Raw genomic sequence first — 24656 nt, forward strand, 5'->3', positions numbered from 1 at the left:
CAATCCAGGGGATTTGCCACCCTGGGTTCCAGGGCGGCATAGCGAGCAATGTATTGCGCATGGGCCTGATGCGAATTGGTGCTGGCACTCAGATTTCGGTGATGGCCCTACTCAGTTTTCGCCGTTTGCGGCGCTTATTCCTCGCCGGCCGGGACGCCCAGCGGGAACATATGGCGGTACGGCTTGGCCTCGGCCCAGGCCCGGGCGAAGGAGGGGCGCGCACGCAGGCGCGCCAGATAGGCCAACACATGCTCATGCAGGGCAGGAATCGGATGTGACCAGTGCGCATACAACAGGAAGGGGGCGGCTGCGCAATCGGCCATGCTGAATTCCTCGCCGGCTGCCCAGATGCGATGTGCCATCACGTTGTCCAGCCACGCGTAGGCCGTATCGAGCTTGCGCCGCGCTTCGGCCGTGCCGTAGCCATCGTGCTCGCCTTCGGGGCGCAGGACGTCGGCCACCAGTTTTTGCTGCGGCGTGGCGATGTGGTTGTCGAAGAAGCGGTCCATCATGCGTACTTCCAGCGCCGCCTTCGGATCAGTGGGGAGCAGCTTTACCATCCCGGGATAGTGAAGCGCCAGGTGTTCGATCACGATGCTGGCCTCGACCACCATGCGCTCGCCGTCCAGTAGGATGGGGAATTTCTGGATCGGCCACAGTCCGGCAAACTGTGCGCAGTTTTCAGGATGTTCCGGCGACAGCATGCGGTACTCGAACGGCGTGCCGTTTTCATATAGCGCAATCAGCGCCTTCATGGAATAGGATGAAAGGGGATGGTAGAAAAGTTGCAGGGACATGAGGACTCCGTCGGTGGTGGTTGGATCGTACCACTACGACGGATGAGACTTTCTTAAATCGACATCTCGCTTCACTTCATTAACATCAACGCGGCCAGTGACCCCAAAAGGCAGGTAAAGCTTAGTCCTGCAATCCAGTTAAGGATGACTCTCGATGCTCGTTGCTCGTCTTTGAGAAATGCGGTGATTCTTTGCTTCATATCTTTTCCTTCGTGGGTACTCCCAGTCTGGCAGGGGAATGGCTATTTGCAAGCGAGCCCGAGCGCAAAAAGAACGACGCAATGCAAAACTGCGGCAATAATCATTGTGAATGTAGATACGCAAAGTAGTCGGTAGTGAAGGAGACAGGCGGCGACCGATCTAAACGTGATTGTCGGTTCGGCTACTGGGATTAGCGCTCCCAAGACGGCGAGCATGCAAGACCACCCGCGAGGCAAATGGTTCGATAGGCGTGCAGATCTTGCCGGCGATGAAGAGCAATGCCAGCGGGGCGAAAACCGGTAGCATGATATTGATGGAGAACCAGCCCATCTTATAAGCGTAGCGCGGCAGTATCGGCACGGGCTTGAGGCGCAGCAAAGAAAAAGCCCGCCGGATTGCGCGGGCGGGCTTCAGGGCAGGGCGCTTGGTCCGGGCCTTAGTTCGATTCCGGCTTCAGGTGCTTGCGGAAGAAGGCGTCGATGTAGGTTTGCACGTGGCGCTTGGCCAGGCGGTTCGACACGCCGTGCTTGGCGCCCGGGTAGGTCATCAGCTCGAACTGCACGCCGCGGTTCACCAGCGCATCGATCATCTTGGTGGTGTTGGTGAACAGGACGTTGTCGTCCGCCATGCCGTGGATCAGCAGCAGCTTCGACTTCAGCCCGTCGACGTGATAGAACACGTTCGATTGCTTGTAGCCTTCCACGTTGTCGGATGGGCGGTCCATGAACTGCTCGGTGTAGTGGGTGTCGTACAGGCCCCAGTCGGTCACCGGTGCGCCGGACACGCCGGCTGCGATCTTGTCCGAGCCTTGCGACAGCAGGCGCAGGGTCATGAAGCCGCCATAGCTCCAGCCGTACACGCCGATGCGCTTGGCGTCCACGAACGGCTGCTGGCCCAGCCAGTCGATGCCGGTCAGCTGGTCTTCCACTTCCACCTTGCCCAGGTTGCGGTAGATGGCGTCGGTGAACACGCGCTCGCGGCGCGAGGAGCCGCGGTTATCCAGGCGGAAGACCACATAGCCTTGCTGCGCCATGTACTGGTCGAATTGCTGGCTGTCCCATTTGCGGGTCACGTGCTGCGAGTGAGGGCCGCCGTAGGTGGACAGGTAGACCGGGTACTTCTTGCTGGCGTCGAACTTGTACGGCTTGATCATCGAGTAGTACAGGGTCTGGCCATCCTTCGCCTTCATGTTGCCGAATTCGACCGGCAACTGGTCCGATTTGTACTTGAAGTAGGGGTGCGACTCGTTGACTTCATTCTTTTCCAGCCAGCTCACCAGCGCACCGTCCGGACGGCGGATCGCGACTTGGGGCGGGGTGGCAGGATCGGACCAGGTATCCACGAACACTTCGCCATGCTTGGAGAAGGAGGCGTCATGCCAACCGTCAGCCTGGGTGATGCGCTTTGGCTTGTCGGCGGTCGAGCCGTCCAGCTTCAGTTCATAGACCTGCTTGTCGTAGACTGCGTCCTTGTTGGAGGAGACGAAGACCTTGCCCGATTTCTCGTCCACTGCCAGCACATCGTCAAAGCCCCATTCGCCTTTGGAGATGGCGTGTTTCAGCTTGCCGTCCATGCCGTAGAAGTACAGGTGATTGCGGCCAGTGCGCTCGGACGACCAGATAAAGCCCTTGCCGCTTTCCAGGAAGCGCAGGTCGTCGTTGATGGTGGTCCAGGTTTTCGAGGTTTCGGTCAGTACAGGGCGCTGTGTCAGCGTGGCCGCATCGACTGCGATCAGCTCCAGCGTCTTCTGGTCGCGCGACTGGCGCTGGAAGAACAGCGACCGGGAGTCCTTGCTCCAGTCGGCACGCACCAGGTAGATATCCTTGTTGGCACCCAGGTCCACGTTGCGGATTTCGCCGCCGTTTGGCGACACGATCTTCAGGCCGACGATGGCGTTCTTGTCGCCGGCGGCAGGGTAGCGCTGCTCCACTACGTCGGTGCGGTCGGCATAAATCTCGAAGCGGCGCGCCACCGGCACCTGCGCTTCGTCGTACCAGCGGAAGGCAATGGCGGAATCGTCCGGCGCCCAGTAGTAGCCGGTGAACTGGTGCATTTCTTCCTGCGCCACGAATTCTGCTTCGCCGTTATGCACGGTGCCCTTGCCGTCGGTGGTCAGCTGGCGCTCCTTGCCGGTGGCCAGGTCGATCACGAACAGGTTCTGGTTGCGCACGAAGGAAACGTATTTGCCTTTCGGCGAAATCTTCGGATCGATGACGCTGCCCGCAGCCACCAGGCGCGCGCTGTCCGGCTTGGACAGGTCGACCAGGTACAGGTTGCCGGCCAGCGGCACCAGCAACTGCTTGCCATCAGGTGACCAGTTGTAGGAGATAATGCCTTTCAGGGCCGCGGTGCGGGCGCGTTCGCGCAGTGCTTTTTCAGCGTCGGACAAGTTCTCGACCGGGACCAGGGCCTTGGAGTCGACCAGGCGGCGCGTGGTCTTGTCCTTCATGTTGTATTCCCACAGGTCCATCTGGTATTGGTCGTCCGCGCGGGCGCGCAGGAAGGTGACGCGGGCGCCATCCGGTGAAACCTTGAGGGCGCGCACGCCAGGGCCGGACAGTGCCGGGTCGGCGTACAGGCGCTCCAGTGTCAGGCGTTCAGCGGAAGCGGTACCGGCAGCCAGCAGGGCTGCCAGGGTGAGGATAAGGCGCATTGTTTGTCCCGGAATGGTTTACTTACGAATCGCAAGACAATACCAGAACCCGCCCCCGCTGAAATTCGGAATGCAACGCCCTATGCCGTTTTTCCTTCGGCCACCCGGGAATTCGACAGTGTGCGCAGGTAGGCCGTAAGCAAAATGGCAGCAATTGTCAGGCCGAGCACCAGCCCGATCCAGAATCCGGCTGCCGCCATTTCCTTCCACAAGCCCAGCAGGCAGCCGACCGGCAGCGCAAACACCCAGAACGCCAGCAGCTGGATCAGCATCGGCCCGCGCGTCACCTTGTAGCCGCGGATCGCGCAAGCCGCCGCCACCTGCGTCGCGTCGGACAACTGGAACAGCGCGGCAAACAGCAGCAGGGTGACGCACGTCTGCTGGACTGCGACATCACTGGTGTAGGCGGCCGCGATCTCATTGCGGAATGCGGCAATGAACGCAGCCGACACCACGGCAAACGCCAGCGACATGCCGAGCCCGACCCATGACGCCGAACGGGCACGGCGCGCATCGCCTTCGCCCAGCGCCTGGCCCACGCGCGTCACCATGCCGATGCCAAGGCTAAGCGGCACCATGAACACCAGCGAAGAGAAGTTCAGCGCAATCTGGTGCGCCGACTGTTCGATCACGCCGAAGCGCGCCACCAGCAGCGCCACCGCGCCGAAGGCGCTCACCTCGGCGAAGTAGGTCACGCCGATCGGCAGGCCAAGCCGCAACATGCTGCGGATTTCAGGCCAGTGCGGTCCCTCCCAATGCGTGAAAGGATAGGTGGCGCGATAGGCGCGCGAAATACGCATCCACGCCAGCATGGCGCCCAGCATCAGCCACATGCAGATCCCGGTCGACACCGCGCAACCGACGCCGCCCATGGCCGGCAAGCCCCAATGGCCGAAGATCAGCAGCCAGTTCACGAACACGTTGAAGGCCAGCCCGAACAGGGCAATCACCATCACGGGCTTGGTCTGGTTGATGCTGGCGCTGTAGCCATACAGTGCGCGATAACAGGCGAACGGCGGCAGGCCGATACTGATGATGTGCACGAACAGCGAAGCGCGCTGGTTGACTTCCGGCGCCAGTTGCAGGTGGTCGAACAGCAGGGTGCAGAGATTGGCCAGCAGCATGGCCACAATGCCGACGCCCAGGCCTTTCCACAAGCCCTGGCGCACCAGGTGCGGGATGCGCTGGTAATTGCCGGCGCCCACTTCATGCGCCACCAGCGTATTCATGGCCATCATGGTGCCCATCACGGTCACCAGCACGATCGACCAGATCGCAGCGCCGGTCGACACTGCAGCCAGCTCGGAAGCCCGGGTGTGGCCGGTCATCGCCACGTCCGCCACCGCCATGCCGACCGTGGCGAGTTGCCCAATCAATACCGGCCAGGCCAATTTCCATAATGCTGTTGCTTCGTTGCGTAAATTAGCGGTCGAAATTGTCGTCGGCATGTGTTGCACAGTAGGAATTTGTTACAAGGTAGGGTAGTCTAACGGCCTTTGCGCCGCGTTAGAGCGCTTAGGATGCCTGAATATCGGAGATTTAGTAATGAAGAATACCTTGACCGCCGCTATCCTGCTGGCCGCTTCCCTTCTTGGCCAGGCCGCTTCGGCCGGTGAACTGCAACTCTTCTCGCGCGAAGACTTTCGCGGCCAGCGCGTGGTGATTGCCGACGGCGCCGCCGACAACTTCCGCGACTTCGATTTCAACGACCGCGCTTCGAGCCTGGTGGTGCGTTCCGGCACCTGGGAATTGTGCGAGCACGTTAATTTCCAGGGCCAGTGTGCCGTCTTCGAGCGCGGCGAATATCCTAACCTGCGCCAGTTCAACAACAACTTTTCTTCTGCCCGCGAGATCGAGCGCCGCCGCGACCGTGGCCAGGGCTGGGGCTGGGGCCGCGATAATCGTGATGACCGTGATGACCGCTGGCGTGAAGAGCGTCGCGAAGAACGCCGCGACTATCGTGGATATGAGCAGGAGCAGCGCGGTCCGGCGGTGGAGCTGTTCAACGACAACGGCTTCCGTGGCCGCATCGTGCAGGTCAATAACGACTTGAGTACCCTGCGCGATGTCCATTTCAACGACAACGCGAACTCAATGGTCGTCAACTACGGTACCTGGGAAGCATGCGAACACGCCGACTTTGGCGGCCAGTGCCGCACCTTCGCCCCAGGCCGCTACCCGGACCTGAGGGACTTCAGCGACCGCATCTCCTCGATCCGCCGCGTACGCTGATCGGAAACTGCTCCCAAGAAGAGCGCGCTTCACAGCGCGCTTTTTTTTTCGCAACGCCGGAATTGAGCCGGGTTCCAGGGCTGTGCTAGCATTGTCTAATAGTATTTATAATTTCCATATGGAAATATTAATAATGTCTATTAAATAATCTAAATGCTAACAACCTGAGGGCAGAATGAAGTTCAATAAACTGATTTTGGCAAGTGCCGTGAGCATGGCCTTGGCCGCATGCGGCGGCGGCAGCAGTTCAAGCAGCGAAACGACGCCGCCACCGGTACAGACGTCCCCGGTTTCGGTGGTATTCAGCGGTACGGCAGCAGTGGGCGCGCCACTGGCCGGCAGCGTCACCGTCAAGGATTCGAAAGGCGCCACCAAAGTCGCCCAGATTGGCGTCAACGGCGCGTATTCGGTCGATGTCACCGGCATGACCGGCCCGTTCGTGTTCCGCGCCTCTGGCTCGGCCAACGGCCAGGTCTACACCGTGCACTCGATCGCCACCAGCGCCGATGCCTCCGGCAAGATCAATATCACCCAGCTTACCGACCTGATCGCCGCGAATGTAGGCGGCCAGCTTTCGGCGGATTACTTCGACCAGTTCGATAAAAACGCCGCCACCGCAACCGCTGCGACGATCGATGCTGAAGCTGCCAAACTCAAGGAAAAGCTGCAAGCGATTCTGACCGCGCTGGGCGTCGATGCCAACGCCGACCTGCTGCGCACGCCCTTCGTTCCATTGTCGAGCCCGCTCGATAAGGCACTGGACGCAATCCACGTCACGGTAGACTCGAGCACCGCCGTAGCCACCATCAGCACCAGCGCCAACACCTCGGTGATCACCGACGACCTGAAGCAGAAGGCAGCCGTCGAAACCAACCCGACGAAACTGGCAGCGGACAATATCAGCACCGCCACCACCGATGCACCGCTGGTGAAGAAGGCGCTGACCGACTTCATCGCCAAGTTCGCCGACGGCCTGCCGACGGTAGATGCGCTGCTCCCATTTGCAACCACCGGCTTCCTCAGCGACGACGTGGATGCCTCGGCCTTCTTCCGCCACCTGGTGAGTGAACCTGCCCTGGTAGGCGCCACCTTCAGCGACATTGAAATCCACCAGATCGATTACAGCGATCCGGCCAAGATCACTGCCCGCGTATCGTTCACCGTGAAGACCAAGTCTGGCCAGATCATGGACCGCCTGGAAAACTGGAAGATTCGCAAGAGCCCGACCGACGGCGTATGGCGTCTGCACGGCAACCAGCGCGCACTGGAGCTGGAAGCGTTTGCCAGCATGAGCAAGATTGTTGGCGCCAGCGGCACTTGCTACCGCACCGGCATCAATTTCAATATTACCGACCGTACCCTGAACAACAATACGACCGCTGGCACGCTCGACCACATCGTCATCACCGGTCCTGGCATGCCGCTGGCAGGCCTGCGCTACAACGCGCCAGGCGTGGGCGAAAGGTGGGTCAACGCTGTCAACTCGTCGGGTACCTATGTGATGGGCACCGACTGCGGCGGCAATTCTCCAATGGGCGACGATGGCATTGGCCGCCTGCCTGACAATGCGGTGTATGTGCTGACTGCGTATGACGCCGCCAATGCCAAGCTCTCCTTCGCTTCCGGCAGCGCCGACGGCACTTACGTCCTGAAAGTGCAGCGCCGTCCACTGAACCTGACCGAAACCAAGGCCAGCACCGCCTTCGCAACGCTGTCGGAGCAGAGCCTGGCAGCACTGTCCAGCTACAGCACCCGTGACCTCACGCTGGCAGTCTCCAGTGTCAACCCGGGCACAGTGACCTGGCTCTCCATCACCGAGGAAACCTCGAATGGCCGCACAGGCCTGGAGTCGACCGAGTCGCCGACCGCGGCGGGAACCTTCAGCACCAGCTTCAAGCTTCCAGCGCTGGCGACTGGCGAGACTGTCAAGGCGCGCACCGTCTGGATGGAGTCCCGGGACAACTACCAGCGCATCATGGAGACTGTGTATAAGCGCTAATCTGCAGTAATGCCAGGCCAGCGGCGTGCCAGCGCGCCGCTGGCCCTGGGCGCGGCTTCGCTGACGAAGTCACTGAGGCCGCTATCGGGACTGCTTTCTCCGGTCAACTTGGGCAGCTGTGCCTGGCACGTGCACGCGGACTTTTGATGCTGGCCGACCAAACACCTCTTCCGCCAGCGGCGCATGGACGCCGTAGAACAAGGCGGAGCGCAAACCTGCCTTAGCACCAAATGCCGCTCGAGTGAGCAGTGCAATGGACATTCGTTCTGCGGTAATAGTGTCGTGGCGCCGTGTCATGACATTTATGCTACAGCCGGACTCAAGAATAGGTCGCCACTTTGGAGTAAACGCGCGCATACTATCGGTATCAAGAGCACCTGCCATTTGACAAGAGGGCTGCCATGTCATCGGAACGGCCAGACCACAACAAGTGCGCGTTAGCCGATGACGCCATTGCGATTGCAAACAGCCAGTCTCGACTCGCCGCCGTTGAATTCCTGTTTGAGCACGGCTGTACCCCAGAGGTCATTGCCCACATCCTGGCGGCGCACATGGAAACTCAATTATCAAATCCGGCGACCGTGGCCTGACGGACCTTACAAAACAGTTGTTTTCGCACGCTCGTATTGTGAATATCCAAGCAAGCCATCTGACGTGTGCATATACTTTCTTTCGGCAAGGAGGTGCATATGTCTAACAGCTTAAGCAAGCCTCAACGGCGGCAAGATCACGAAATGGCGAAGATAGTGCAATGCGGCCTGTCGCTGCTGTATTTGGCAGGTGTGGCGGAAGCTTGCCAGTACATGACTCGTGCAGGGATATCGGGTCATATTGTCGAACGCATTGTGACAGCGCGAAATGTACGTGGGGCCAAGATTCCTGTCCGCGTGAGCGTTAATCGGAGCCCATGACTGGCGGTCTACTTTTCCTCGACCACTCCCCCCGATAAGGCGCCTGGGCGCAAATCCGATGGCTCACCTTACCTAGGGTGCATCATTGAACGCCGTTGGTGGAGGAGACCGAAGACACAGTCGAGAATGCTATTGCGCTATGCCCGAATGCCATCGTGAATCGCACTTCGGGTAGGCGGTTTTGCTAGTATTGTCATCGTATATCCCTTGAGTGAGCTCAATATTCTGTAGTCGTCATTCTGCGCCGTGGCACATGAGAATGCGGCAACGGACGTTTGTGGGCGTTTTCCGCTAGACTGGCAAGGACGCCATTTCGGGAGCGTGTACGTGGAATACAAGGACTACTACGCCACGCTGGGAGTCCCCAAGACTGCCAGCGAAGACGAGATCAAGAAGGCTTATCGGAAGCTGGTCCGCAAGTATCACCCGGACGTCAGCAAGGAAGCCGATGCCGATGCCCGCACCAAGGAGCTGAATGAAGCTTACGGTGTGCTCGGCGATGCCGAAAAGCGTGCCGCCTACGATTCGCTGGGCAGCGGCCAGTACCGCGCCGGCCAGGAATTCCGCCCGCCGCCCGATTGGAGCGCCGGCTTCGGAGGTGGCAGCGCCGAAGATTTTTTTGCCGACCTGTTTGCCCACGTGGGTGGACAGCGCGGCGGCCGCCAGGGTTTCCGCATGCGTGGAGAAGACATTCATGCCGTTCTCGAAATCAGCCTGCACGACGCCTACCACGGCGCCCAGCGCGAGATTTCGCTGGGCCGCGAACGGACGCTCAAGGTGAATATCCCGAAGGGCGTGACGGCCGGCCAGCAGCTGCGGCTGGGAGGACAGGGCCAGCCCGGCATGAATGGCGCCGAGGCAGGCGACCTGTACCTTGAAATCGCCTTCCAGTCCGATGACCGTTACCGTGCCGAGGGCCGCGACGTCTACGAGAAAGTCCCGATCCCGCCATGGCTTGCCGCGCTGGGCGGCGAGCGCGAAGTGAGCACGCCTTCGGGCCGCGTGACCGTGACCGTGCCGCCCAATTCGCAAAGCGGCCGCAAGTTGCGCCTGAAAGGACGCGGCATTCCCGCAGCCAACAGCTCGGGCGTGGCGGGCGACCTCTACCTGATTCTTGAAATCTTCGCCCCGCCAGCCGATACGCCCGCGCGGCGTGCGCTATACGAACAGATGCAACGCGAAATAGGAGGATGAGCGATGCCCAAGGAAGAGATTGTGGAAGGCGTGCCGCTGGAACACCAGGCGCTGACGCTGGATGAACTGGCGCGTGCCTGCGCTGTCGAGCCGGAATGGGTCGTGCATCACGTACAACGCGGCATCCTGGTCGGAAGGGAAGGGGCAAGCATCGAAACCCTGCAATTCACCAGCGTGGACCTGGGGAGGGCGCGTCGCCTGGCCCAGCTTGAACGGGATTTCGATGCGGACGAAGATTTGGCGGCGCTGGTGGTGGATTTGTGCGACGAGGTCCGCCGCCTGAAGTCGCGCCTGCGCGCCGCCGGAATGGCTTAGCTGCGTGACAGCTTAGCGTTGCTGGTCTCGGCCGCCGCGATTGCCGCGGTTGCCGGTATTGCCTTCTTCCTCATCCAGCAAGTCATCGCGGCTGCCCTGGCGCTGGCCCTGGCCGATGTCGCTCTGCTTGTTGCCGCGCTCCTGATCGGATTGCTTGCTGCCGCGGTCCTGGTCGGATTGCTTGTTGCCGCGGTCCTGGTCGGATTGCTGGTTGCCACCGGTCAGGTTTTCGCGCTGGCCTTGTTGGCGATTGCCGCCGCTCTGGCCAGCTTGCCCAGCCTGGTTGCGCCAATCGTCCGATTGCTCACTGTCCTTGCGTGGTGCCATGATCGCTCTCCTTTATGGTTGAAGCGAATCCATGCTAGGCCGAAGTAGCAGGCAAGCCTGTAGGTGCACACGCCGCTGGCCTGTAGGAATGTTTAGAAAGCATCCGGCGGCAGCGTATGGTCGATGTCGATGAATTTCTGGCGCAGCCATTTGCCGGCCGGCCCCAGCTCATCGTCGCCGCGGTGGATCACAAACAGCGGGTAATCAAGCTCGCGGCCCTCCTGGGTGTGCAGGCTCAGCAGGCGTCCTTCGGCCAAATCGCGCATGACCATGTGTTCGGGCATATTGCCCCAGCCTAAGCCGCCTAACAGCAGGGCGTGTTTGGAGCCGAGGTCGCCCAGCCGCCAGTCGCGCAAGCCCAATACGCCGAAATCGCGGCCTTCGGTCAACGGGCTGCGGTCGGTCACCACGAGTTGCAAGTGCTCGCGCAAGACCGCAGTCGGGATCGGCGCGGGTTCACGCGACAATGGATGCAGCGGCGAGCAGACCGGCATCATTTTGACGAAGCCGGCGGCATGGCGCTCGATATTGACGGGCGCGGTGGCGGCCATGCCGGCCACGCCCAGCTGGCAGCGGCGGTCGGCCACCATCTGCGCCACGGCGCCCAGCGCTTCCGTATGCAGGCGCAGCGAGACGGTCGGGAACTCACGCTGGAATTGCTCGAGCGCGCGTACCAGCACGCAGGCCGGGAACATGACGTCGACCACCACGCTCAGCTCGGCCTCCAGTCCCATGCCGAGGGCCTTGGCGCGGGAGCGCATGCCGTCCACCTTGCTGGTCACAGCGCGCGCATCGGCCAGCAGGGTCTTGCCCGCTTCGGTCAGGGTCGGCTTGCGCGTGCTGCGGTCGAGCAGGGCGATATTCAGCTGTTCTTCGAGGTTGGCGATGGTGTAGCTGATCACCGATTGGGTGCGGTGCAAGGCCCGCGCGGCATGGGCAAAACCGCCGTGGTCGATCACCGCGATGAAGACGCGCAACTGGTCGAGGGTGGGAAGGCCGGGATCTCGCATATCAAGAAAATCGATAATTTCTATCGTTATAAAACCTATTTCATCGATAATAAACCCGTTCTAAGATGGCCGCAATCATCAACTTTCTTGGAGCAAGTATATGGCAAACGTTCTCTACATCAATAGCAGCGTGCGTAGCGCTGGTTCCCTGTCCCGCCAACTGTCGGCTGAGTTCATCGCCAAGTGGAAGGCTGCCAACCCCGCTGATACTGTGGTCGAGCGCGACCTGGCTGCCAATCCGGTGCCGCACCTGACGGAGCAGATGATGGGCGCCTTCTTCACGCCCGCCGAAGCGCGCAATGCGGAACAGGCGCAGGTGGTCAAAGTATCCGACACCCTGGTTGACGAACTGTTTGCAGCCGACGTGGTGGTGATCGGCGCCCCGATGTACAACTTCTCCGTGCCATCGTCGCTGAAGGCCTGGATCGACCACGTAGCCCGCGCCGGCCGCACCTTCCAGTACACCGCCAACGGCCCGGAAGGCCTGCTGAAGGGCAAGAAGGTCTACGTCTTCACCGCCAGCGGCGGCGTGTACAGCGAAGGCGCGGCGGTCGCCTACGACCACCTGACCACCTTCCTGCGCACCGTGCTGGGCTTCATCGGCCTGACCGACGTGCAATTCATCCGCGCCGAAGGCGTATCGATGGGCGAGCAAGCCGTCGCCGATACGCTGGCCAAGGCCCAGAAGTCGATCGAGCAACTGATCGCAGCCTGATACAGCCCAGCCCGTGTCACACCTTGGGGTCTCACCCCAGGGTGTGACACGGGCTCGACCATTCACTCTCCCCGTAGTGGACTTGGCAGCATCGGCCCGCCGGCCCGTGCTGCCTTTTTTATCATTTGCTATCATTGCAAAATGAAACGCCACTACCACTTGCTCATCATCGATCCGCAGAACGATTTCTGCGACTTGCCCGTCGAGGCCAATTCTCCTGCCGTACCGGCCTTGCCGGTTCCCGGCGCCCACCAGGACATGCTGCGCGTCGCCAGCCTGATCGACCAGGGCGGCGCCGGGCTGTCGGCCATTACCGTCACGCTCGATTCGCACCATCGCTATGACGTGGCGCATCCGACCTTCTGGCGTACGGCCGAAGGCACAGCGCCGGGGCCGTTCACGCAGATTTCCGCTGCCGACGTGCGCGCCGGCCGCTTCGCGCCGCGCGATGAAGCCGCCTTGCCGCGCGCGCTGGCTTACCTGGATGCGCTGGAATCGGCAGGTCGCTATCAGTTGATGGTGTGGCCCGTCCACTGCGAAATCGGTAGCTGGGGCCACAATGTGCACGACGCCGTGCGCGCTGCCTACAACGCCTGGGAAGAGGCGCGCCATGCCGTGGTCGCCAAGGTCGGCAAAGGCTCCAATCCGTGGACCGAGCACTATTCGGCTGTCATGGCCGAAGTGCCCGATCCAACCGACCCTGCCTCGCAATTGAACCGCGAACTGATCGCCAGCCTGTCGCAAGCCGACACCGTCTACATCACCGGCGAAGCCGGCAGCCATTGCGTGAAGGCGACCACCGAACATATCGCCGACCACGTCGACCCGCGCAAGCTGGTGCTGGTGACCGACTGCATGAGCCCTGTGTCCGGCTTTGAAAACCAATACCTCGAATTCGCGCAAGCCATGCAGCGCCGCGGCGCGCGCCTTGCCACTTCGGCTGAAGTCCTGCCGGAACTGCTGGCCAATGCGGAGAACAAATAATGATCCCTGTCGTCCGCAGCTTGCTTGAAACCGACCTGTATAAATTTACGATGTGGCAGGCTCTGCTGCATAGCCACCCAAGCGCCCATGCCGAATATGAATTCGTATGCCGCAACCAGACCGTCTTCCCGCTGTCTGAGCTGAAGGAGGAAGTCGAGGCGCAGCTGGACCACCTGTGCGGCATGTCCTTCACCGAGGACGAGCTGAATTACCTGCGCTCCCTGCGTTATATCAAGAGCGACTTCGTTGACTTTCTCGCCGTGTTCCGCTTCCAGCGCAAGTTCATCGAAGTACGCGCGCAAGGCGATACCCTGGTCATCCACGCCGAGGGCCCACAAGTGCACATCATGGCGTATGAGATCTTCGTGCTCTACATCGTCAACGAGTTGTACTTCCGCCGCGCCGGTACGCCGGCCGCGCTGGAAGAAGGGCGCAAGCGCCTGGGCGAGAAGATCGCGCAGTTAAAGGCTTTCGGCACGACGCCGGCGCTGCGCCATCCCTTCGAATTTTCCGACTTTGGCCTGCGCCGCCGCTTTTCTTCCGCTTGGCACGATGAAGTCGTCGAGCGCCTGGCACGCGAAGTGCCGCAGTGCTTCAAAGGTACTTCCAACGTCTATATCGCGAAAAAATTTGGCCTGATCCCTATCGGCACCATGGCCCACGAGTACATGCAGTCCTTCCAGGCGTTCGGCGTGCGGCTGCGCGACTTCCAGAAAGCCTCGCTCGAGGCCTGGGTGCAGGAGTACCGCGGCGACCTCGGTATCGCGCTGACTGACGTGGTGGGCATGGACGCCTTCCTCAACGACTTCGACCTGTACTTCGCCAAGCTGTTCGACGGCTTGCGGCATGATTCGGGCGATCCGATCGTGTGGGGCGAAAAGGCCATCGCGCATTACCAGGCCTTGCGCATTGATTCCAACACCAAGCGCCTGGTGTTCTCGGACGGCCTGGACTTCGACACGGCGTTCCGCCTGTACCGCCAGTTCGCCGACCGCATCATGGTGGGCTTCGGCATTGGTACCTGGCTGACCAACGATGTCGGCATCAAGCCGCTGAACATCGTGATGAAGCTGATCCGCCTGAATGGGCAATCGGTCGCCAAGCTGTCCGATTCGCCGGGCAAGACCTTGTGCAAGGACGAGACTTTCCTGGCCTACCTGCGGCAGGTGTTCAACCATCAGGCGTCCTGAGGACGGAAGCGCAGGCGGTAGTCGCCCGGCGTTACGCCGAGGCGGCGCACAAAGGCCCGCCTTAAGCTGTTCTGGTCGTGGAAGCCGCTGCGTGCCGCTATCCGCTTGAGCGGGTTGGCGGTTTCCTCCAGCAAGCGCCGCGCTGTGTCGAGCCGCGCGGCTTCGACAAAATCAGCCGGGGTTTCACCAGTATCGCTCTTGAATGCGCGCGAGAAGTTGCGCACGCTCATGCCCGCTTGTGCAGCCAGCTGGTCCACGGTCAGATCCTCGTCCAGGTTTTTCAGCACCCATTCCTGCACTTGCCGGATCGGGTCGCGTTGCGCGGTTTGCGCGGCCAGGTGGGCGCTGAATTGCGACTGGCCACCAGGGCGCTTGATGAACATTACCAGTTCGCGCGCCACGGCCAGCGCCACGTCGCGGCCAAGGTCTTCTTCGACCAGGGCCAGCGCCAGGTCCATGCCGGCCGTCACGCCGGCCGAGGTATAGAGGTTCCCGTCGCGCAGGTAGATCTGGTCGTGCTCGACCTGCACCTGTTCGAAGCGCCGCGCCAGCGAGGCCGAAAGATTCCAGTGGGTGGTGACGCGGCGGCCGTGCAGCAGGCCGGCGTGCGCCAGCAGCCAGGCGCCGGAGCATACGGAGCCGATGCGGCGCACCGCGGCCGCTTGCCGCTGCAGCCATTGCATCAGGCGCGCGTTGCCGGTGACGTCCTGTACGGCGTGGCTGCCGGTGACAAGCAGGGTGTCGACCACGCGGTCCAGCGTATCGATGGTGGCCGTCGGCTGGAACAACATGCCGTTGTCTGCGCGAACCGGGCCTTCCTCCAGCGCGACCAGGTCGAACTGGTAAGCGCCTGGCTTGCCCGACTGCCGGGACGCTTCGTGGAAGACATCCATCGGCCCGGCCACGTCGAGCAATTGCACGCCAGGGAAAACGAGTAAAGCGATACGCATGGTTAGCCTGCCAGGAGTTTGCCGGTGTACAGCGAATATAAGGTACGCAGCAGCAGCGCGGCAATCGTCACGGTCAGGAAGGCAAGCAGCACGCCGGCCAGCACCACCACGCCAGCGCTATCGGCCACGGCGGCATATTTGATCGCAGCGTTCACCAGCGCAGCGATCGGGAAGCTGATAGCCCACCAGGCAGGGCCGAAGGGTACCGAACGACGGAACACGCGCGGAGCCAGCACCAGGAACATGAACAGGCCAAAGTAGAACAGCATGGCGGCGAACATGTCGACGTGCTGCGTGACATTGACGTAAGCCAGGAAGCCGACTTCGAACGGCGCGATCATCACCATCAGCGATGGCAGCATGCCGGCCGGCAGCGGGTCGCCGTGCACCAGGCGGCTGAAGATCATCACGTAGAAGACGATGGCGATGGCCGTGCCGATGCCAAGCGCGATCATGTTCATTTCATGGCCCCAGGCGCCGCCGGTGACGGCGATATCGAGCGAAGCCACGCCGGGAATCAGCCAGGCCGGCACTACATTGGCCGGCGTGATATTCCCTTGCAGGACGCGTGACACCACCACATAACCCAGCACCAGCGTGGCGACCGAACCGACAGTCCACACCAGTTTCTGGAGCTGCCCGCTCCAGGGCGCCACAACGCTTGAAAGCAGCAGCACAGCGATGGCAATCGTGCCGAAGAAGTTGCTCGCCACCGGGTGCGAGAATTCGGCCTTCACAGCATCAGGGAACGCAGCCAGTTTCGACAGGTAGCCCACGGCCAGCACCGCAAACACCAGCAGCGACAGGATGCCGACGCCATCGGCGATCAGCGTGCTGCTGCCGAACAGGTGGGCGGCGCCGCGCCAAGCCAGGGCCAGGCCGGCGATGCCCATGACGGAGCCAAACAGGTTGACGGGGAGGTTTTTGACCGAGGCGCTGCCGGCGGGCAGGGCGGCGATGGTAGTGGTTTGCATGATTTTCATCCGATGGATTTGCGATGAATCCATTATCGGACGGCAAGCTTTTGGCCGATAGTGTGTGCATGCATCATTTTCGGCCAACCCTGCGCCACCCTCGGCCAAGGCCATTCCTTTCGGGGTGCGCCGGCCCGACAATGGCCGTCCCCAAACAAGTTGCATCTTTACAACCCCAGCCCACTTGCTTAGTTGTATATTGAATAATTATTTCTTGGCAATGGGGACTTTTATGTGGAAGTCGCAATTTGCTGCATTGAGTTTGGCGCTGCTGGCCAGTGACGCGATAGCGCAACAATTACTGGCGAAAGAGGAAATTCTGCAGATGAAGAGCGGAACTAATTTCACGCTGAATAATTTGGAGAATGGGCAGACACAAAGCTTCAAGAAATCGCAGTTGAGTGGGCCGCCTCACGTAATTTTGCAAGATCTGGAGGGCAACGTTGTCATGGATTCGAAACTTTCCGTGAGCCCAATGATGAAATCTGGACTGGATAAGCTTCATTCACGGCCAGAAACTATGCAAGTAGTTTCGCCGGACGGAATCATCAGATTAAACGAACAGCAGCCACGTGACGGGCTCATTTCTGCATTTTGTGACCAAGCCGACCAAACCTGCAGGGATGCAATCAAAGCATACGGCACAAGGGCAAAAGAATATGCCTCTGCCATTTCACAAGAGTGCAAGCAGGCAAAAGTCGCGTTAGCAAAAAATGATGCGATGACTAATGGTGATGCTGACAGAATCGATACCAATGACCTCGCATTGGTGCGTACTTACTATGAGAAGTGTACCAGCCATGTTTTTCCAAGCGAAATGCGACAGCGAATTGGCGTCATTGTCGATCTGGGCGAGTCGTTGGGCGATGGTCATTCAGGGATCGTCATCAATAGCAAGACTTATCTGCCAATAGGCATGGCTGTACAACTGGCGCCAGACCGAATTTATACGGCAAGGCATGTGATTTTTCGTTGGGCATCTGATGATGGCGCGCTGCAAAGTAAACGACAAATCAGCAGTCTGGTCTTCATTCCCATGAACGCACCGCAGCGTGTCATAAGTCTGATGAGCGAGCTCGGCTCAGCAGAGGATAATCGAGATGACGGCCTGGTGGCCTTTGACCAAGTTATGTTGAAGCTTCAACAGCCGTATAACCCAGGTGGGTTATGGCCAATTGTTCGCGATGAGCGCTCCAAAGTGAGTAGCGAACCTCCAGAAGTAATATTGGCTGGCTTTCACGCCCCGTTTGCTCGAGCGCTTGCAGCGCCATCGTCGAAGCCAGCAGCCATTAAGTTGGCCGACTGGCCGCAATATGTCCGATTTGATTCCTCACTTTCTTGTCGCATCGTCACCAAGAGTGTGGATGGATGCATGATTCATGCGTGCGACACGATTGGCGGCGTCAGCGGAAGCCCAATTTTCCTGGCCAGACTTGAAAGTGGCAGGCCGGTCGTCGTAGGTGTGCATCATGGTACTGCATTCAATACCCAGCACCGCGCTTGCGCCGCTGGAAATACTGGAGTCGTGTTCAATATGGGGGCGATTCCACTCAAAACGGCAATCCAAAACTAAAGGGAATATATGAAAAAAATACTGTGTTTCGCGATGTTGACGGGAGCCTTGTCGTCCGTTGCTCTCGCTGCAGATGAGAAAAAGGAAGTTTCGGCCACCGCAGCGCCACAATTCCCTCGCGCCGATCCGCCCCTGTTCATCGACGTCAGCAACAAATGCCCGGTTACGAAATCCGGGCAGGACGACTCGCCTATGCTGTTGATCGCAGGCGCTCTCCTTAAACCGCTGGTCGATACCGTTGTGCCTGCGGCGACGGGGTGGTTGTATGACAAGGGCGTTCAGGCTCTCGCGAAACACAACGAGAAAAAGACTTCATCTTCTACCGCAGTACAGACTACGATGTTGTACTCGCCAGATGCCAAGAAATTCAGCTTCGGTTGCATCACGTTGATACGTGCCCCTCATGGCAGGGCGGAAAGCGATAATTATTTGAAATTGTCGAAAGATCTCAATGCGAAATTGAGTGCTGACAGCCCTTGGCATGCAATCGACAAGGACAGTGCGATTGGTAAGCTGAATCTCGCGCGCGTGCCTGATTTTTATATGGAGTTGACACTCGGTTCCGAAAAATCTTCCCCTGCACCAGTTGCTCCAGCTGCAGCAAAGAAAACTCCCCCGCCTGAAGCTAAGCAGCCACGTACCTTATATCGTACGTTGCGCCCGGGCCGTTTGGATTACTTCAACACGGGGGCGGAAGATGGCAAGCGCAAACATGTCAGCGTTGAATTGCACATGGATATTATGGAAGCCAATGGGGAATGGAAGCCCTTTTACGCGAAGACGTATGATCTTGGGATGCTAAGCGTCAACAGCGAGAATGTAGATTTGCAATCTCAAGGTAAAGATACATTCCTGCCTCCGTTGCCTCGTACTACTGCGGACGGCTATATCGATCCGATTCCTTTGCGTATTACTGCCGTGTTGACCGAAACCGAAGATAACCTGGATCTAGGACGCGCTATCGAGACTGCCCTTAAAGAAGATCAGCACCGTAAAGCAGTGGTTGATGCAGCGTCTACATCAATCGGCGACGCAATTAAGGATGCTATTGACAAGAAAACTGGTACAGCGTCGACTCCCGCCAAATAATTCGCCAAAGGCCTTGCGTTGGGCCCAACTTCGATGCATGGATTAATTGGTGCGAAATTGGTCTGCGTGGCGCCTTTGGTTGTCACGCTTCCTGCGCGCCGAAGCGGGACATGATGCGGTCGGCCTGTTCGCGCTGGGCGTCGTCGTCGACGTCGACCGACAGCAGGGCGGCAGGGCGGTCCGGCTTGTCGGTGTTGTCGACATCGTCCGGCGTGAGCGAATCCATGATGTTCTGCACCGCCGAAGCAGTGGTGCTCAATGGGCGTGCTTCGTGCAGGTTCAGTTGTACGGCCGAATTGGCAAAGCCTTCGGCCAGCAGGGCGCTGCGTGCGCCTTCGGCATCAGCGATCTGGCGGAAATTTCGGTAAATGGTGCTTGGCATGATTAGTCTCCTGTTTGGCGGGATTGTCGCGTAAGGCGCTGCGACGTGGCGCGCGCTTACTTCGCCTGCGACTTGCGTGACGACCAGTGCAAATGGACGATCTGCCAGCCGTCGCCCGCTTTTTCCAGCACGGCGGTTTCCAGCCCGAACAGGTGAATCTCGGCATCCTTGTAGCTGCCGGTGGTTTCCGTCTCGCGCATGACGATTGCGGTCGCGCCATCGCGGCGTTCTTCATGGCGCAGCAGGCGCGATTTTGTCGTGCGCAGGAAGTCGATATCGCTGTCGAGATGGTGCGCGGCATATTCGTCGCGGCTATTTTCGGTATAGCCCGATTCGAATATCTTCACCTTGGGGCTGAGCAGGGCAAGCGCCGCATCGCGCTTGCCTTCGGCCAGCGCGCGCTGGAAAGCGTCCATCGTCTCGGCCGGCGTGGCGGCCAATGCTGGCAGGCTGGCCGCAGCCAGCAGCAGGCAGGCGAGGATTCGCATCAGAATCCGGCGACGACGTTGCTGGTGTGTTCGACGCGCGGGGTGTTGGCGAAGTATTGGCCAACCATGCCGCGCCACGCCTGGAAGTCTTCGCTGCCGCGGAAGTCGACGGTGTGGTTCTCCAGCGTTTCCCACACGATGACCAGCATATAGGTGTTGGCGCGCTCGATCACGCGCTCCAGCCGCATCGACTTGCAGCCTTTGGCGCGCTGGAACAGCGGCACGGCTTTCTGCACCGCTGCTTCAAACTCGGCGCCCTGGCCATCCTTGATCTCAAATTCCGCCAGCTCGTAAATCATCGGGACATTCCTTTCGCAAAGTAATGTCCCGATTGTGCCTCAGATGGATCAGAAGCGGTAGCGGGCCGTTACGCGGAAATTGCGCGGCGCGCCCGGCAGGTTAAGCAGCTTGCTTGACCCGTGGCCGGAAACGATGTACTCGCGGTCGAACAGGTTGTTCACGTTCAGCTGCACGTCGTACGACGCGGTGCGGTAAGCCACCATGGCATCGACCACGGTGTAGCCGGGCAGGGTGGTGGTGTTGCCCGGGTTGGCAAAGCGGTCGCCCTGGTAGTTCACGCCGGCGCCGGTGAACCATCCGCCGCCCAGTGCCTTGTTCAGCCACAGGTTGGCGCTGCGCTTGGGCGTCAGCGTTGGCTGCTTGCCTTGTACGTTCTGGCCGTCGTCGCGGGCGATGGACTTGATGATTTCCGCATCCAGCAGCGCCAGGCCGGAAGCCACTTGCCAGCCCTGGCCCAGTTCACCGGTGAAGGTCAGCTCAAGGCCGTCGGTACGCTGGGTGCCGACCGGCATGACGACGTTGGTGATTGGATCGGTGGCCTTGATGCCGGTGCGCTGCAGGCGGAACAGCGATGCGCCAACAGTCGCCTGGCCATCGAACAGGTCGATCTTGGCGCCCACTTCCTTGTTGGTGGTTTCTTCCGGTTCGATGGCTGCGTTGTTGGCGGCCAGCGCGAAGGTTTCACCCGAAGGCTGGAAGGACTTGCTGAACGAAGCGTAGTAGGAAACGCTGCCGCTTGGCTGGTACACCAGGCCCGCGCGCGGGCTCCAGGCGCGGTCGGTGCGCTCCAGGTCTTTCTGGCCTGCGCGGCGTTCGCGTGTCTCCTGGCTGAAGTCATCGTAGCGGACGCCGGCCAGCAGCTTCCACTGCGGCGTGAGCGTCGCCAGGTCTTGCACGTAGACGCTCTTGTTCTTCATGATGCCGAGGTTGTCCGTGCCCGGAGCGACGTTGGCTTCCAGTTGCAGCACCGGCAGCACCGGGTTGAACAGGTTGACCGTGGCGACATTGGTCTTGGAGCGGTTGACCTGGTCCTTGTCCTGCTTGCCGATCTCCACACCGTACAGTAACTGGTGCTGCATGCCGAAGAATTCTGCGCGCTGGGTCAACTCGGTCTGGTTGAAGTAGCCGTCTTCTTCGCGGCGCACATTGCCGTGGGTGAGGGAGGCGGTTTGCGCCGCTTCATTAACGCTGCCGACCAGGGTGTTATTGCGGTTCAGCGAATAGTCGTAGCGGCGGAAAGCGTTGCGCAGCGACCAGTTGGCGTTGAGGCGGTGGTCCAGCACGACGGCCAGCGATTTCACGCGCGCCTGGCTGAAGTCCGTGTCGCGTGCATTGGCGGCGCCGTAGTAGGTGCCAGGTTCCACGTCGACCGGCAAGCCCTTGTAGGAAGGGATGCCGAAGTCGGTCAGGCGGCGGTCGGACAGGTATTCACCCTGCAGCAGCAGGGAGGTATCGGCGCTCAGCTTCCACAGCAGGGACGGCGACAGTGCTTCACGCTTGAGGAATTGCTGGTCGCGGTAGCTGTCCGAATCTTCCTTGGCGCCGGTGACGCGGAAAGCGACGCCACTGTCCTTCAGGTTGCGCGCCACGTCGAACTCGCCGCGCTTCTTGCTCCAGCTGCCGAAGGTCACGCTGGCTTCCGTGCGGTCGATGCCAGGCTTCTTGGTGATGCGGTTGATCATGCCACCCGAAGAACCGCGGCCATACAGCACGGAGGCCGGGCCCTTGATCACTTCAATCTGTTCGACATTGGACAGGTCGCGGAAATACAGCGCGTCGTCGCGCATGCCATCGATGAACTGGTCGGCGATCGCTGTGAAGCCGCGGATGGTCACCTGGTCGCGCTGGCCGTCGCCGTGCGACAGGCCGACGCCCGGGATACCCTTCATAGCATCCTCCATCGAGCTCACGCCTTTGTCGCGCAGCAGTTCCTGCGGCACCACGTTCACAGTTTGCGGAATGTCGCGCAGCGGCGCGTCGATCTTGGTGGCGCTGGTGGCCGTGCCCGGGTTGTAGGCAGCTTCGCGGCCGGCGGTGACGGTGACGGAGGGGAGGGTGGCTTCTTCGGCGAATACGGCGAAATGCGGCAACGCCAGCGCAATGGCAAGCGCCAGCGGGGACTTGTTCAACGACATGCTATTTCCTAAGTGGCTGCGTAATGAGAATTGTTATCATTCTCAATTGTGCGCCACCCAGGAAATTTGTTCAACAGTAAATCTTGTACTGGATTAAGAATTAGCGTTCGCTGCGGCGGACGGTATCGGGGCCGGTTTGCCGCGCGTCGCCTTGCCGATATTGCGGACCGGTCTGGAAACCGTGCTCGCGTTCGTCCTCATCGACACAGCCGGATAGCAGGTCGTCGGTACGGCCGGCCGTGTCGGCCGATTGCTGGTTGCCTTGCTGGGATTGCGACAGGTTGCGGCGGCCAGTGCAGCCGTCGCCCATGGTCGCAATGCTGCTGGTGCCATCGTGGGTTTGCTGCGCCAGGCTGCGTCCCTTGTTGAGTGTGGACATGATTGCCTCCTTGTAGCTAGGGCCAAAGTTCATTGTAGGCCTGCGGGGAGGAATCTCCTAGTTCTCGGTGTACTTGCGGAGCAGCAGGTTGAAGCGTTTGTTGCCCTCGGTGCCCATCCAGTTCCAGAGCGTATCGACGTCGTGGCGGTGGGCCTCGTAATAGGCGGTATTGGTTGCGATCCAGTTAAAGGATTTGAGCACGGGTTTCTCCAACCGGACCAGTTGGCCCTTGTAGCGGTCGGCCACATACTTGTCGAGGTCCGTCGCGGTGAGCATCGGCACCACAAAGGCATCGATGCGGCCAAGCTGGAGCTTTTCAAAATTGCTCGGGACAGTGGGGGCGCCCTGGTCGATGACGGCGCCGGCCTTCTCCAGCCGCACCGCATAGGACGAGCCAAACATCACGCCCACCCGTTTGCCGCGCACCATTTCCAACGGGTCGAGGTCGCGCGGATAGCCATCTTTGGCGCGCACGAAGGCGGCCACGACCAGGGTGGTGGCGCGCTTGGTGTCTGGCTTGCCCTGTGCATCGCGCGGGATCACGATGCCCGGCTGACCGACGGCAGTGATGTCGACCGGCACGAAGTCCACGGCGCCGCTGATGAGCGAGCTGCGCAAGCGCATCACCGGCAGTCGCACCAGCTCGATCGCACAGCCACCGCTGGCGGCAAACTCGCGGATCCAATCAACGTTGGCGCCGGGCGGATTGGGCACGGTGGGGCCATTGCCCAGCCAATATGGGGGGCGGTGCTGGTCGGGGTAGGCGTAACGGATCGTGCCGCAGGCGGCATGCACGGTGTTGGCAGCGAATGCGAGGAGAGCAGCCGCAATGAAAGCTATGCATTTCATACTGCTACTATTCTAAGCCAACAGTACAGCGGCAGGCTGGGCAGAGTAGAATCTTATGGAAGGAGGCGACTATGGAAACCACTATGCGCCCGATCCATCCGGGCGAAGTCTTGCTGGAAGAATTCATGGACCCAATGGGGCTGACCGCGAGCACGCTGGCAGGCGTGCTGCACCTGGAACCCGGCTACCTGACTGGCATCGTGCGGCAGGAGCGCAGCATTTCGCCCGCCACCGCCCAGCAACTGGCCAGCTATTTCGACACCACGCCGGAGTTCTGGCTCAACCTGCAAACCACCTATGACACGCGCCGGGCCTTGCTGAAAGGGCGGCGCGCGCTAAAACGCACGCTGCATTGAATCGCCGCGGCGGTCGCTGGAGTGCCAGGGCAGGGATGCGACCGAGCGAACTTGCGTCGGGAAGCGCTCGGCGAAGGAGCGGATCAGCATGTGCTCCACGCCGCACAGGGCAAGGTATGTATATGCTGCGCCCTGGTCGAAAGCCAGGGCTGTACGCACTGCCATGTCAAAACGTTCGGCAGTGCCGCTGTCGTTGCGTCGTTCCTGGTGACTTCGTTTTTCCACGCTGCCTCCTCGACCAAGCGCTTAGGCTATTGTGCGCGAGTTGGTGTGGTCTGTGCGTCAGTCCACATCGTGCAGCCAATAACCCTTCATGCCGGGATCAAGTTTGACTGCGGCGATGCCGACCAGCAGGCCTATGGCGCTTGCGATGAGTGCAGGTGTGGCCGACGTTTGCCAAAATGCGATGACAGGTAACCCAAAAGAGCCAGCAGCGGCAAGTATGGTCGCTATCGACAAAAAGAATGGCTTGCGTTGCGGCGAAGGAGCGTTGTGGACCGTTTTCGCTTCTCTCTCCTCCATGCAAATGATTGCTTCTTCAAGGAGCTTTGCCTCGTTCTCCGAAATGCTGACATTGGAGCGATTCGTCGCGAATCGGTCACGTAGCTTCATCAGGATGTATTGCCGATTTTCAGTATCGTTCTCGGTCATGT

At 60.3% G+C, this 24656-nt stretch carries 26 protein-coding genes; 11 read left to right on the top strand and 15 right to left on the bottom strand.

What is annotated here, in order from left to right; all coding sequences use genetic code 11:
• Positions 1 to 134: 134 nt before the first annotated feature.
• The 3 genes from ACN9MU_RS10280 to ACN9MU_RS10290 all read right to left on the bottom strand — a co-directional run bounded on the left by ACN9MU_RS10280 (position 135) and on the right by ACN9MU_RS10290 (position 5099).
• On the bottom strand, positions 135 to 797 hold the full coding sequence (locus ACN9MU_RS10280; RefSeq protein WP_426337260.1) for a glutathione S-transferase family protein: 663 nt from the start codon (positions 795 to 797) through the stop codon (positions 135 to 137).
• 637 nt (positions 798 to 1434) lie between these two features.
• The gene (locus ACN9MU_RS10285) at positions 1435 to 3651 is read right to left on the bottom strand and encodes a DPP IV N-terminal domain-containing protein (RefSeq protein ID WP_426170350.1); all 2217 of its coding nucleotides are present in this window, start codon (positions 3649 to 3651) and stop codon (positions 1435 to 1437) included.
• 80 nt (positions 3652 to 3731) lie between these two features.
• The gene (locus ACN9MU_RS10290; RefSeq protein ID WP_426322146.1) at positions 3732 to 5099 is read right to left on the bottom strand and encodes an MATE family efflux transporter; all 1368 of its coding nucleotides are present in this window, start codon (positions 5097 to 5099) and stop codon (positions 3732 to 3734) included.
• Positions 5100 to 5196: 97 nt separating this feature from the next.
• On the opposite strand from ACN9MU_RS10290, the gene ACN9MU_RS10295 reads away from it, so the two are divergent.
• The 5 genes from ACN9MU_RS10295 to ACN9MU_RS10315 all read left to right on the top strand — a co-directional run bounded on the left by ACN9MU_RS10295 (position 5197) and on the right by ACN9MU_RS10315 (position 10302).
• On the top strand, positions 5197 to 5883 hold the full coding sequence (locus ACN9MU_RS10295) for a beta/gamma crystallin-related protein (RefSeq protein WP_426322148.1): 687 nt from the start codon (positions 5197 to 5199) through the stop codon (positions 5881 to 5883).
• A 175-nt stretch (positions 5884 to 6058) separates the two neighbouring features.
• Positions 6059 to 7882 carry a hypothetical protein gene (locus tag ACN9MU_RS10300; protein WP_426337261.1) on the top strand — a complete coding sequence of 608 codons (1824 nt, stop codon included), beginning with the start codon at positions 6059 to 6061 and terminating at the stop codon, positions 7880 to 7882.
• A gap of 401 nt (positions 7883 to 8283) precedes the next feature.
• Complete coding sequence (locus ACN9MU_RS10305; protein ID WP_426170357.1) at positions 8284 to 8472, top strand: hypothetical protein; 189 nt, start codon at positions 8284 to 8286, stop codon at positions 8470 to 8472.
• 648 nt (positions 8473 to 9120) lie between these two features.
• Positions 9121 to 9987 (top strand): DnaJ C-terminal domain-containing protein, encoded by an 867-nt coding sequence (locus tag ACN9MU_RS10310; protein WP_426170359.1) that lies wholly within the window; start codon positions 9121 to 9123, stop codon positions 9985 to 9987.
• Positions 9988 to 9990: 3 nt separating this feature from the next.
• Positions 9991 to 10302: a chaperone modulator CbpM gene (locus ACN9MU_RS10315; protein WP_426322153.1), complete on the top strand. Its 312-nt coding sequence runs from the start codon at positions 9991 to 9993 to the stop codon at positions 10300 to 10302.
• A 12-nt stretch (positions 10303 to 10314) separates the two neighbouring features.
• Here ACN9MU_RS10315 and ACN9MU_RS10320 read toward each other — a convergent pair whose 3' ends face one another.
• Both ACN9MU_RS10320 and ACN9MU_RS10325 read right to left on the bottom strand, forming a co-directional pair.
• Positions 10315 to 10629, bottom strand: coding sequence for a hypothetical protein (locus tag ACN9MU_RS10320; protein ID WP_426170362.1), 315 nt, complete (start codon positions 10627 to 10629; stop codon positions 10315 to 10317).
• 92 nt (positions 10630 to 10721) lie between these two features.
• The gene (locus ACN9MU_RS10325) at positions 10722 to 11639 is read right to left on the bottom strand and encodes a LysR family transcriptional regulator (RefSeq protein ID WP_426170364.1); all 918 of its coding nucleotides are present in this window, start codon (positions 11637 to 11639) and stop codon (positions 10722 to 10724) included.
• Positions 11640 to 11739: 100 nt separating this feature from the next.
• On the opposite strand from ACN9MU_RS10325, the gene ACN9MU_RS10330 reads away from it, so the two are divergent.
• The 3 genes from ACN9MU_RS10330 to pncB all read left to right on the top strand — a co-directional run bounded on the left by ACN9MU_RS10330 (position 11740) and on the right by pncB (position 14528).
• A complete protein-coding gene (locus tag ACN9MU_RS10330; protein WP_426344527.1) occupies positions 11740 to 12354 on the top strand; it encodes an FMN-dependent NADH-azoreductase in 615 nt (204 codons plus the stop codon).
• A 141-nt stretch (positions 12355 to 12495) separates the two neighbouring features.
• On the top strand, positions 12496 to 13338 hold the full coding sequence (locus tag ACN9MU_RS10335) for a cysteine hydrolase (protein ID WP_426344528.1): 843 nt from the start codon (positions 12496 to 12498) through the stop codon (positions 13336 to 13338).
• Positions 13338 to 14528 (top strand): nicotinate phosphoribosyltransferase, encoded by a 1191-nt coding sequence (pncB, locus tag ACN9MU_RS10340; protein ID WP_426344529.1) that lies wholly within the window; start codon positions 13338 to 13340, stop codon positions 14526 to 14528. The genes ACN9MU_RS10335 and pncB overlap by 1 nt, the downstream gene beginning before the upstream one ends.
• Here the strand turns inward: pncB and ACN9MU_RS10345 are convergent.
• Together ACN9MU_RS10345 and ACN9MU_RS10350 are read right to left on the bottom strand one after the other, a co-directional pair.
• Positions 14516 to 15478, bottom strand: coding sequence for a GlxA family transcriptional regulator (locus ACN9MU_RS10345; protein ID WP_426344530.1), 963 nt, complete (start codon positions 15476 to 15478; stop codon positions 14516 to 14518). The genes pncB and ACN9MU_RS10345 overlap by 13 nt on opposite strands.
• A gap of 2 nt (positions 15479 to 15480) precedes the next feature.
• Entirely contained in the window at positions 15481 to 16461 is a 981-nt protein-coding gene (locus ACN9MU_RS10350; RefSeq protein WP_426344531.1) for an SLAC1 anion channel family protein, read from the bottom strand.
• Between the two features lie 223 nt (positions 16462 to 16684).
• Here ACN9MU_RS10350 and ACN9MU_RS10355 point away from each other — a divergent pair, with 223 nt between their 5' ends.
• On the top strand, positions 16685 to 18025 hold the full coding sequence (locus ACN9MU_RS10355) for a trypsin-like serine peptidase (protein WP_426344532.1): 1341 nt from the start codon (positions 16685 to 16687) through the stop codon (positions 18023 to 18025).
• Between the two features lie 9 nt (positions 18026 to 18034).
• On the top strand, positions 18035 to 19114 hold the full coding sequence (locus tag ACN9MU_RS10360) for a hypothetical protein (protein WP_426170374.1): 1080 nt from the start codon (positions 18035 to 18037) through the stop codon (positions 19112 to 19114).
• 82 nt (positions 19115 to 19196) lie between these two features.
• Here the strand turns inward: ACN9MU_RS10360 and ACN9MU_RS10365 are convergent, their stop codons facing one another.
• From ACN9MU_RS10365 to ACN9MU_RS10390, 6 genes are all read right to left on the bottom strand, one after another.
• Entirely contained in the window at positions 19197 to 19496 is a 300-nt protein-coding gene (locus ACN9MU_RS10365; RefSeq protein ID WP_426170375.1) for a hypothetical protein, read from the bottom strand.
• Between the two features lie 56 nt (positions 19497 to 19552).
• Positions 19553 to 19984 (bottom strand): YybH family protein, encoded by a 432-nt coding sequence (locus ACN9MU_RS10370; RefSeq protein WP_426344533.1) that lies wholly within the window; start codon positions 19982 to 19984, stop codon positions 19553 to 19555.
• Positions 19984 to 20283 (bottom strand): antibiotic biosynthesis monooxygenase family protein, encoded by a 300-nt coding sequence (locus ACN9MU_RS10375; protein ID WP_426170377.1) that lies wholly within the window; start codon positions 20281 to 20283, stop codon positions 19984 to 19986. Before ACN9MU_RS10375 ends, ACN9MU_RS10370 begins: the two co-directional genes overlap by 1 nt.
• A gap of 48 nt (positions 20284 to 20331) precedes the next feature.
• Complete coding sequence (locus ACN9MU_RS10380; RefSeq protein ID WP_426344534.1) at positions 20332 to 22419, bottom strand: TonB-dependent receptor; 2088 nt, start codon at positions 22417 to 22419, stop codon at positions 20332 to 20334.
• 100 nt (positions 22420 to 22519) lie between these two features.
• Positions 22520 to 22798, bottom strand: a complete 279-nt coding sequence (locus ACN9MU_RS10385; RefSeq protein WP_426322176.1) for a hypothetical protein — start codon at positions 22796 to 22798, stop codon at positions 22520 to 22522.
• A 57-nt stretch (positions 22799 to 22855) separates the two neighbouring features.
• Positions 22856 to 23647 (bottom strand): hypothetical protein, encoded by a 792-nt coding sequence (locus ACN9MU_RS10390; protein WP_426344535.1) that lies wholly within the window; start codon positions 23645 to 23647, stop codon positions 22856 to 22858.
• Between the two features lie 71 nt (positions 23648 to 23718).
• Here ACN9MU_RS10390 and ACN9MU_RS10395 point away from each other — a divergent pair, with 71 nt between their 5' ends.
• Positions 23719 to 24003 carry a HigA family addiction module antitoxin gene (locus ACN9MU_RS10395; protein ID WP_426170384.1) on the top strand — a complete coding sequence of 95 codons (285 nt, stop codon included), beginning with the start codon at positions 23719 to 23721 and terminating at the stop codon, positions 24001 to 24003.
• On the opposite strand, the gene ACN9MU_RS10400 is transcribed toward ACN9MU_RS10395, so the two are convergent.
• Both ACN9MU_RS10400 and ACN9MU_RS10405 read right to left on the bottom strand, forming a co-directional pair.
• On the bottom strand, positions 23983 to 24228 hold the full coding sequence (locus ACN9MU_RS10400; protein WP_426170386.1) for a hypothetical protein: 246 nt from the start codon (positions 24226 to 24228) through the stop codon (positions 23983 to 23985). The genes ACN9MU_RS10395 and ACN9MU_RS10400 overlap by 21 nt on opposite strands.
• Positions 24229 to 24285: 57 nt before the next feature.
• The gene (locus tag ACN9MU_RS10405) at positions 24286 to 24654 is read right to left on the bottom strand and encodes a hypothetical protein (RefSeq protein WP_426344536.1); all 369 of its coding nucleotides are present in this window, start codon (positions 24652 to 24654) and stop codon (positions 24286 to 24288) included.
• Positions 24655 to 24656 lie beyond the last annotated feature (2 nt).

This window comes from Pseudoduganella sp. R-32, from assembly GCF_049913245.1.
Lineage (GTDB): Bacteria > Pseudomonadota > Gammaproteobacteria > Burkholderiales > Burkholderiaceae_D > Rugamonas.

Excerpts from the sequence above, each read along its gene's own strand:
- ACN9MU_RS10280 (WP_426337260.1), bottom strand. The coding sequence starts at position 797 with ATGTCCCTGCAACTTTTCTACCATCCCCTTTCATCCTATTCCATGAAG.
- ACN9MU_RS10285 (WP_426170350.1), bottom strand. The coding sequence starts at position 3,651 with ATGCGCCTTATCCTCACCCTGGCAGCCCTGCTGGCTGCCGGTACCGCT.
- ACN9MU_RS10290 (WP_426322146.1), bottom strand. The coding sequence starts at position 5,099 with ATGCCGACGACAATTTCGACCGCTAATTTACGCAACGAAGCAACAGCA.
- ACN9MU_RS10295 (WP_426322148.1), top strand. The coding sequence starts at position 5,197 with ATGAAGAATACCTTGACCGCCGCTATCCTGCTGGCCGCTTCCCTTCTT.
- ACN9MU_RS10300 (WP_426337261.1), top strand. The coding sequence starts at position 6,059 with ATGAAGTTCAATAAACTGATTTTGGCAAGTGCCGTGAGCATGGCCTTG.
- ACN9MU_RS10305 (WP_426170357.1), top strand. The coding sequence starts at position 8,284 with ATGTCATCGGAACGGCCAGACCACAACAAGTGCGCGTTAGCCGATGAC.
- ACN9MU_RS10315 (WP_426322153.1), top strand. The coding sequence starts at position 9,991 with ATGCCCAAGGAAGAGATTGTGGAAGGCGTGCCGCTGGAACACCAGGCG.
- ACN9MU_RS10320 (WP_426170362.1), bottom strand. The coding sequence starts at position 10,629 with ATGGCACCACGCAAGGACAGTGAGCAATCGGACGATTGGCGCAACCAG.
- ACN9MU_RS10325 (WP_426170364.1), bottom strand. The coding sequence starts at position 11,639 with ATGCGAGATCCCGGCCTTCCCACCCTCGACCAGTTGCGCGTCTTCATC.
- ACN9MU_RS10330 (WP_426344527.1), top strand. The coding sequence starts at position 11,740 with ATGGCAAACGTTCTCTACATCAATAGCAGCGTGCGTAGCGCTGGTTCC.
- ACN9MU_RS10335 (WP_426344528.1), top strand. The coding sequence starts at position 12,496 with ATGAAACGCCACTACCACTTGCTCATCATCGATCCGCAGAACGATTTC.
- pncB (WP_426344529.1), top strand. The coding sequence starts at position 13,338 with ATGATCCCTGTCGTCCGCAGCTTGCTTGAAACCGACCTGTATAAATTT.
- ACN9MU_RS10345 (WP_426344530.1), bottom strand. The coding sequence starts at position 15,478 with ATGCGTATCGCTTTACTCGTTTTCCCTGGCGTGCAATTGCTCGACGTG.
- ACN9MU_RS10350 (WP_426344531.1), bottom strand. The coding sequence starts at position 16,461 with ATGAAAATCATGCAAACCACTACCATCGCCGCCCTGCCCGCCGGCAGC.
- ACN9MU_RS10355 (WP_426344532.1), top strand. The coding sequence starts at position 16,685 with ATGTGGAAGTCGCAATTTGCTGCATTGAGTTTGGCGCTGCTGGCCAGT.
- ACN9MU_RS10360 (WP_426170374.1), top strand. The coding sequence starts at position 18,035 with ATGAAAAAAATACTGTGTTTCGCGATGTTGACGGGAGCCTTGTCGTCC.
- ACN9MU_RS10365 (WP_426170375.1), bottom strand. The coding sequence starts at position 19,496 with ATGCCAAGCACCATTTACCGAAATTTCCGCCAGATCGCTGATGCCGAA.
- ACN9MU_RS10370 (WP_426344533.1), bottom strand. The coding sequence starts at position 19,984 with ATGCGAATCCTCGCCTGCCTGCTGCTGGCTGCGGCCAGCCTGCCAGCA.
- ACN9MU_RS10375 (WP_426170377.1), bottom strand. The coding sequence starts at position 20,283 with ATGATTTACGAGCTGGCGGAATTTGAGATCAAGGATGGCCAGGGCGCC.
- ACN9MU_RS10380 (WP_426344534.1), bottom strand. The coding sequence starts at position 22,419 with ATGTCGTTGAACAAGTCCCCGCTGGCGCTTGCCATTGCGCTGGCGTTG.
- ACN9MU_RS10385 (WP_426322176.1), bottom strand. The coding sequence starts at position 22,798 with ATGTCCACACTCAACAAGGGACGCAGCCTGGCGCAGCAAACCCACGAT.
- ACN9MU_RS10390 (WP_426344535.1), bottom strand. The coding sequence starts at position 23,647 with ATGAAATGCATAGCTTTCATTGCGGCTGCTCTCCTCGCATTCGCTGCC.
- ACN9MU_RS10395 (WP_426170384.1), top strand. The coding sequence starts at position 23,719 with ATGGAAACCACTATGCGCCCGATCCATCCGGGCGAAGTCTTGCTGGAA.
- ACN9MU_RS10405 (WP_426344536.1), bottom strand. The coding sequence starts at position 24,654 with ATGACCGAGAACGATACTGAAAATCGGCAATACATCCTGATGAAGCTA.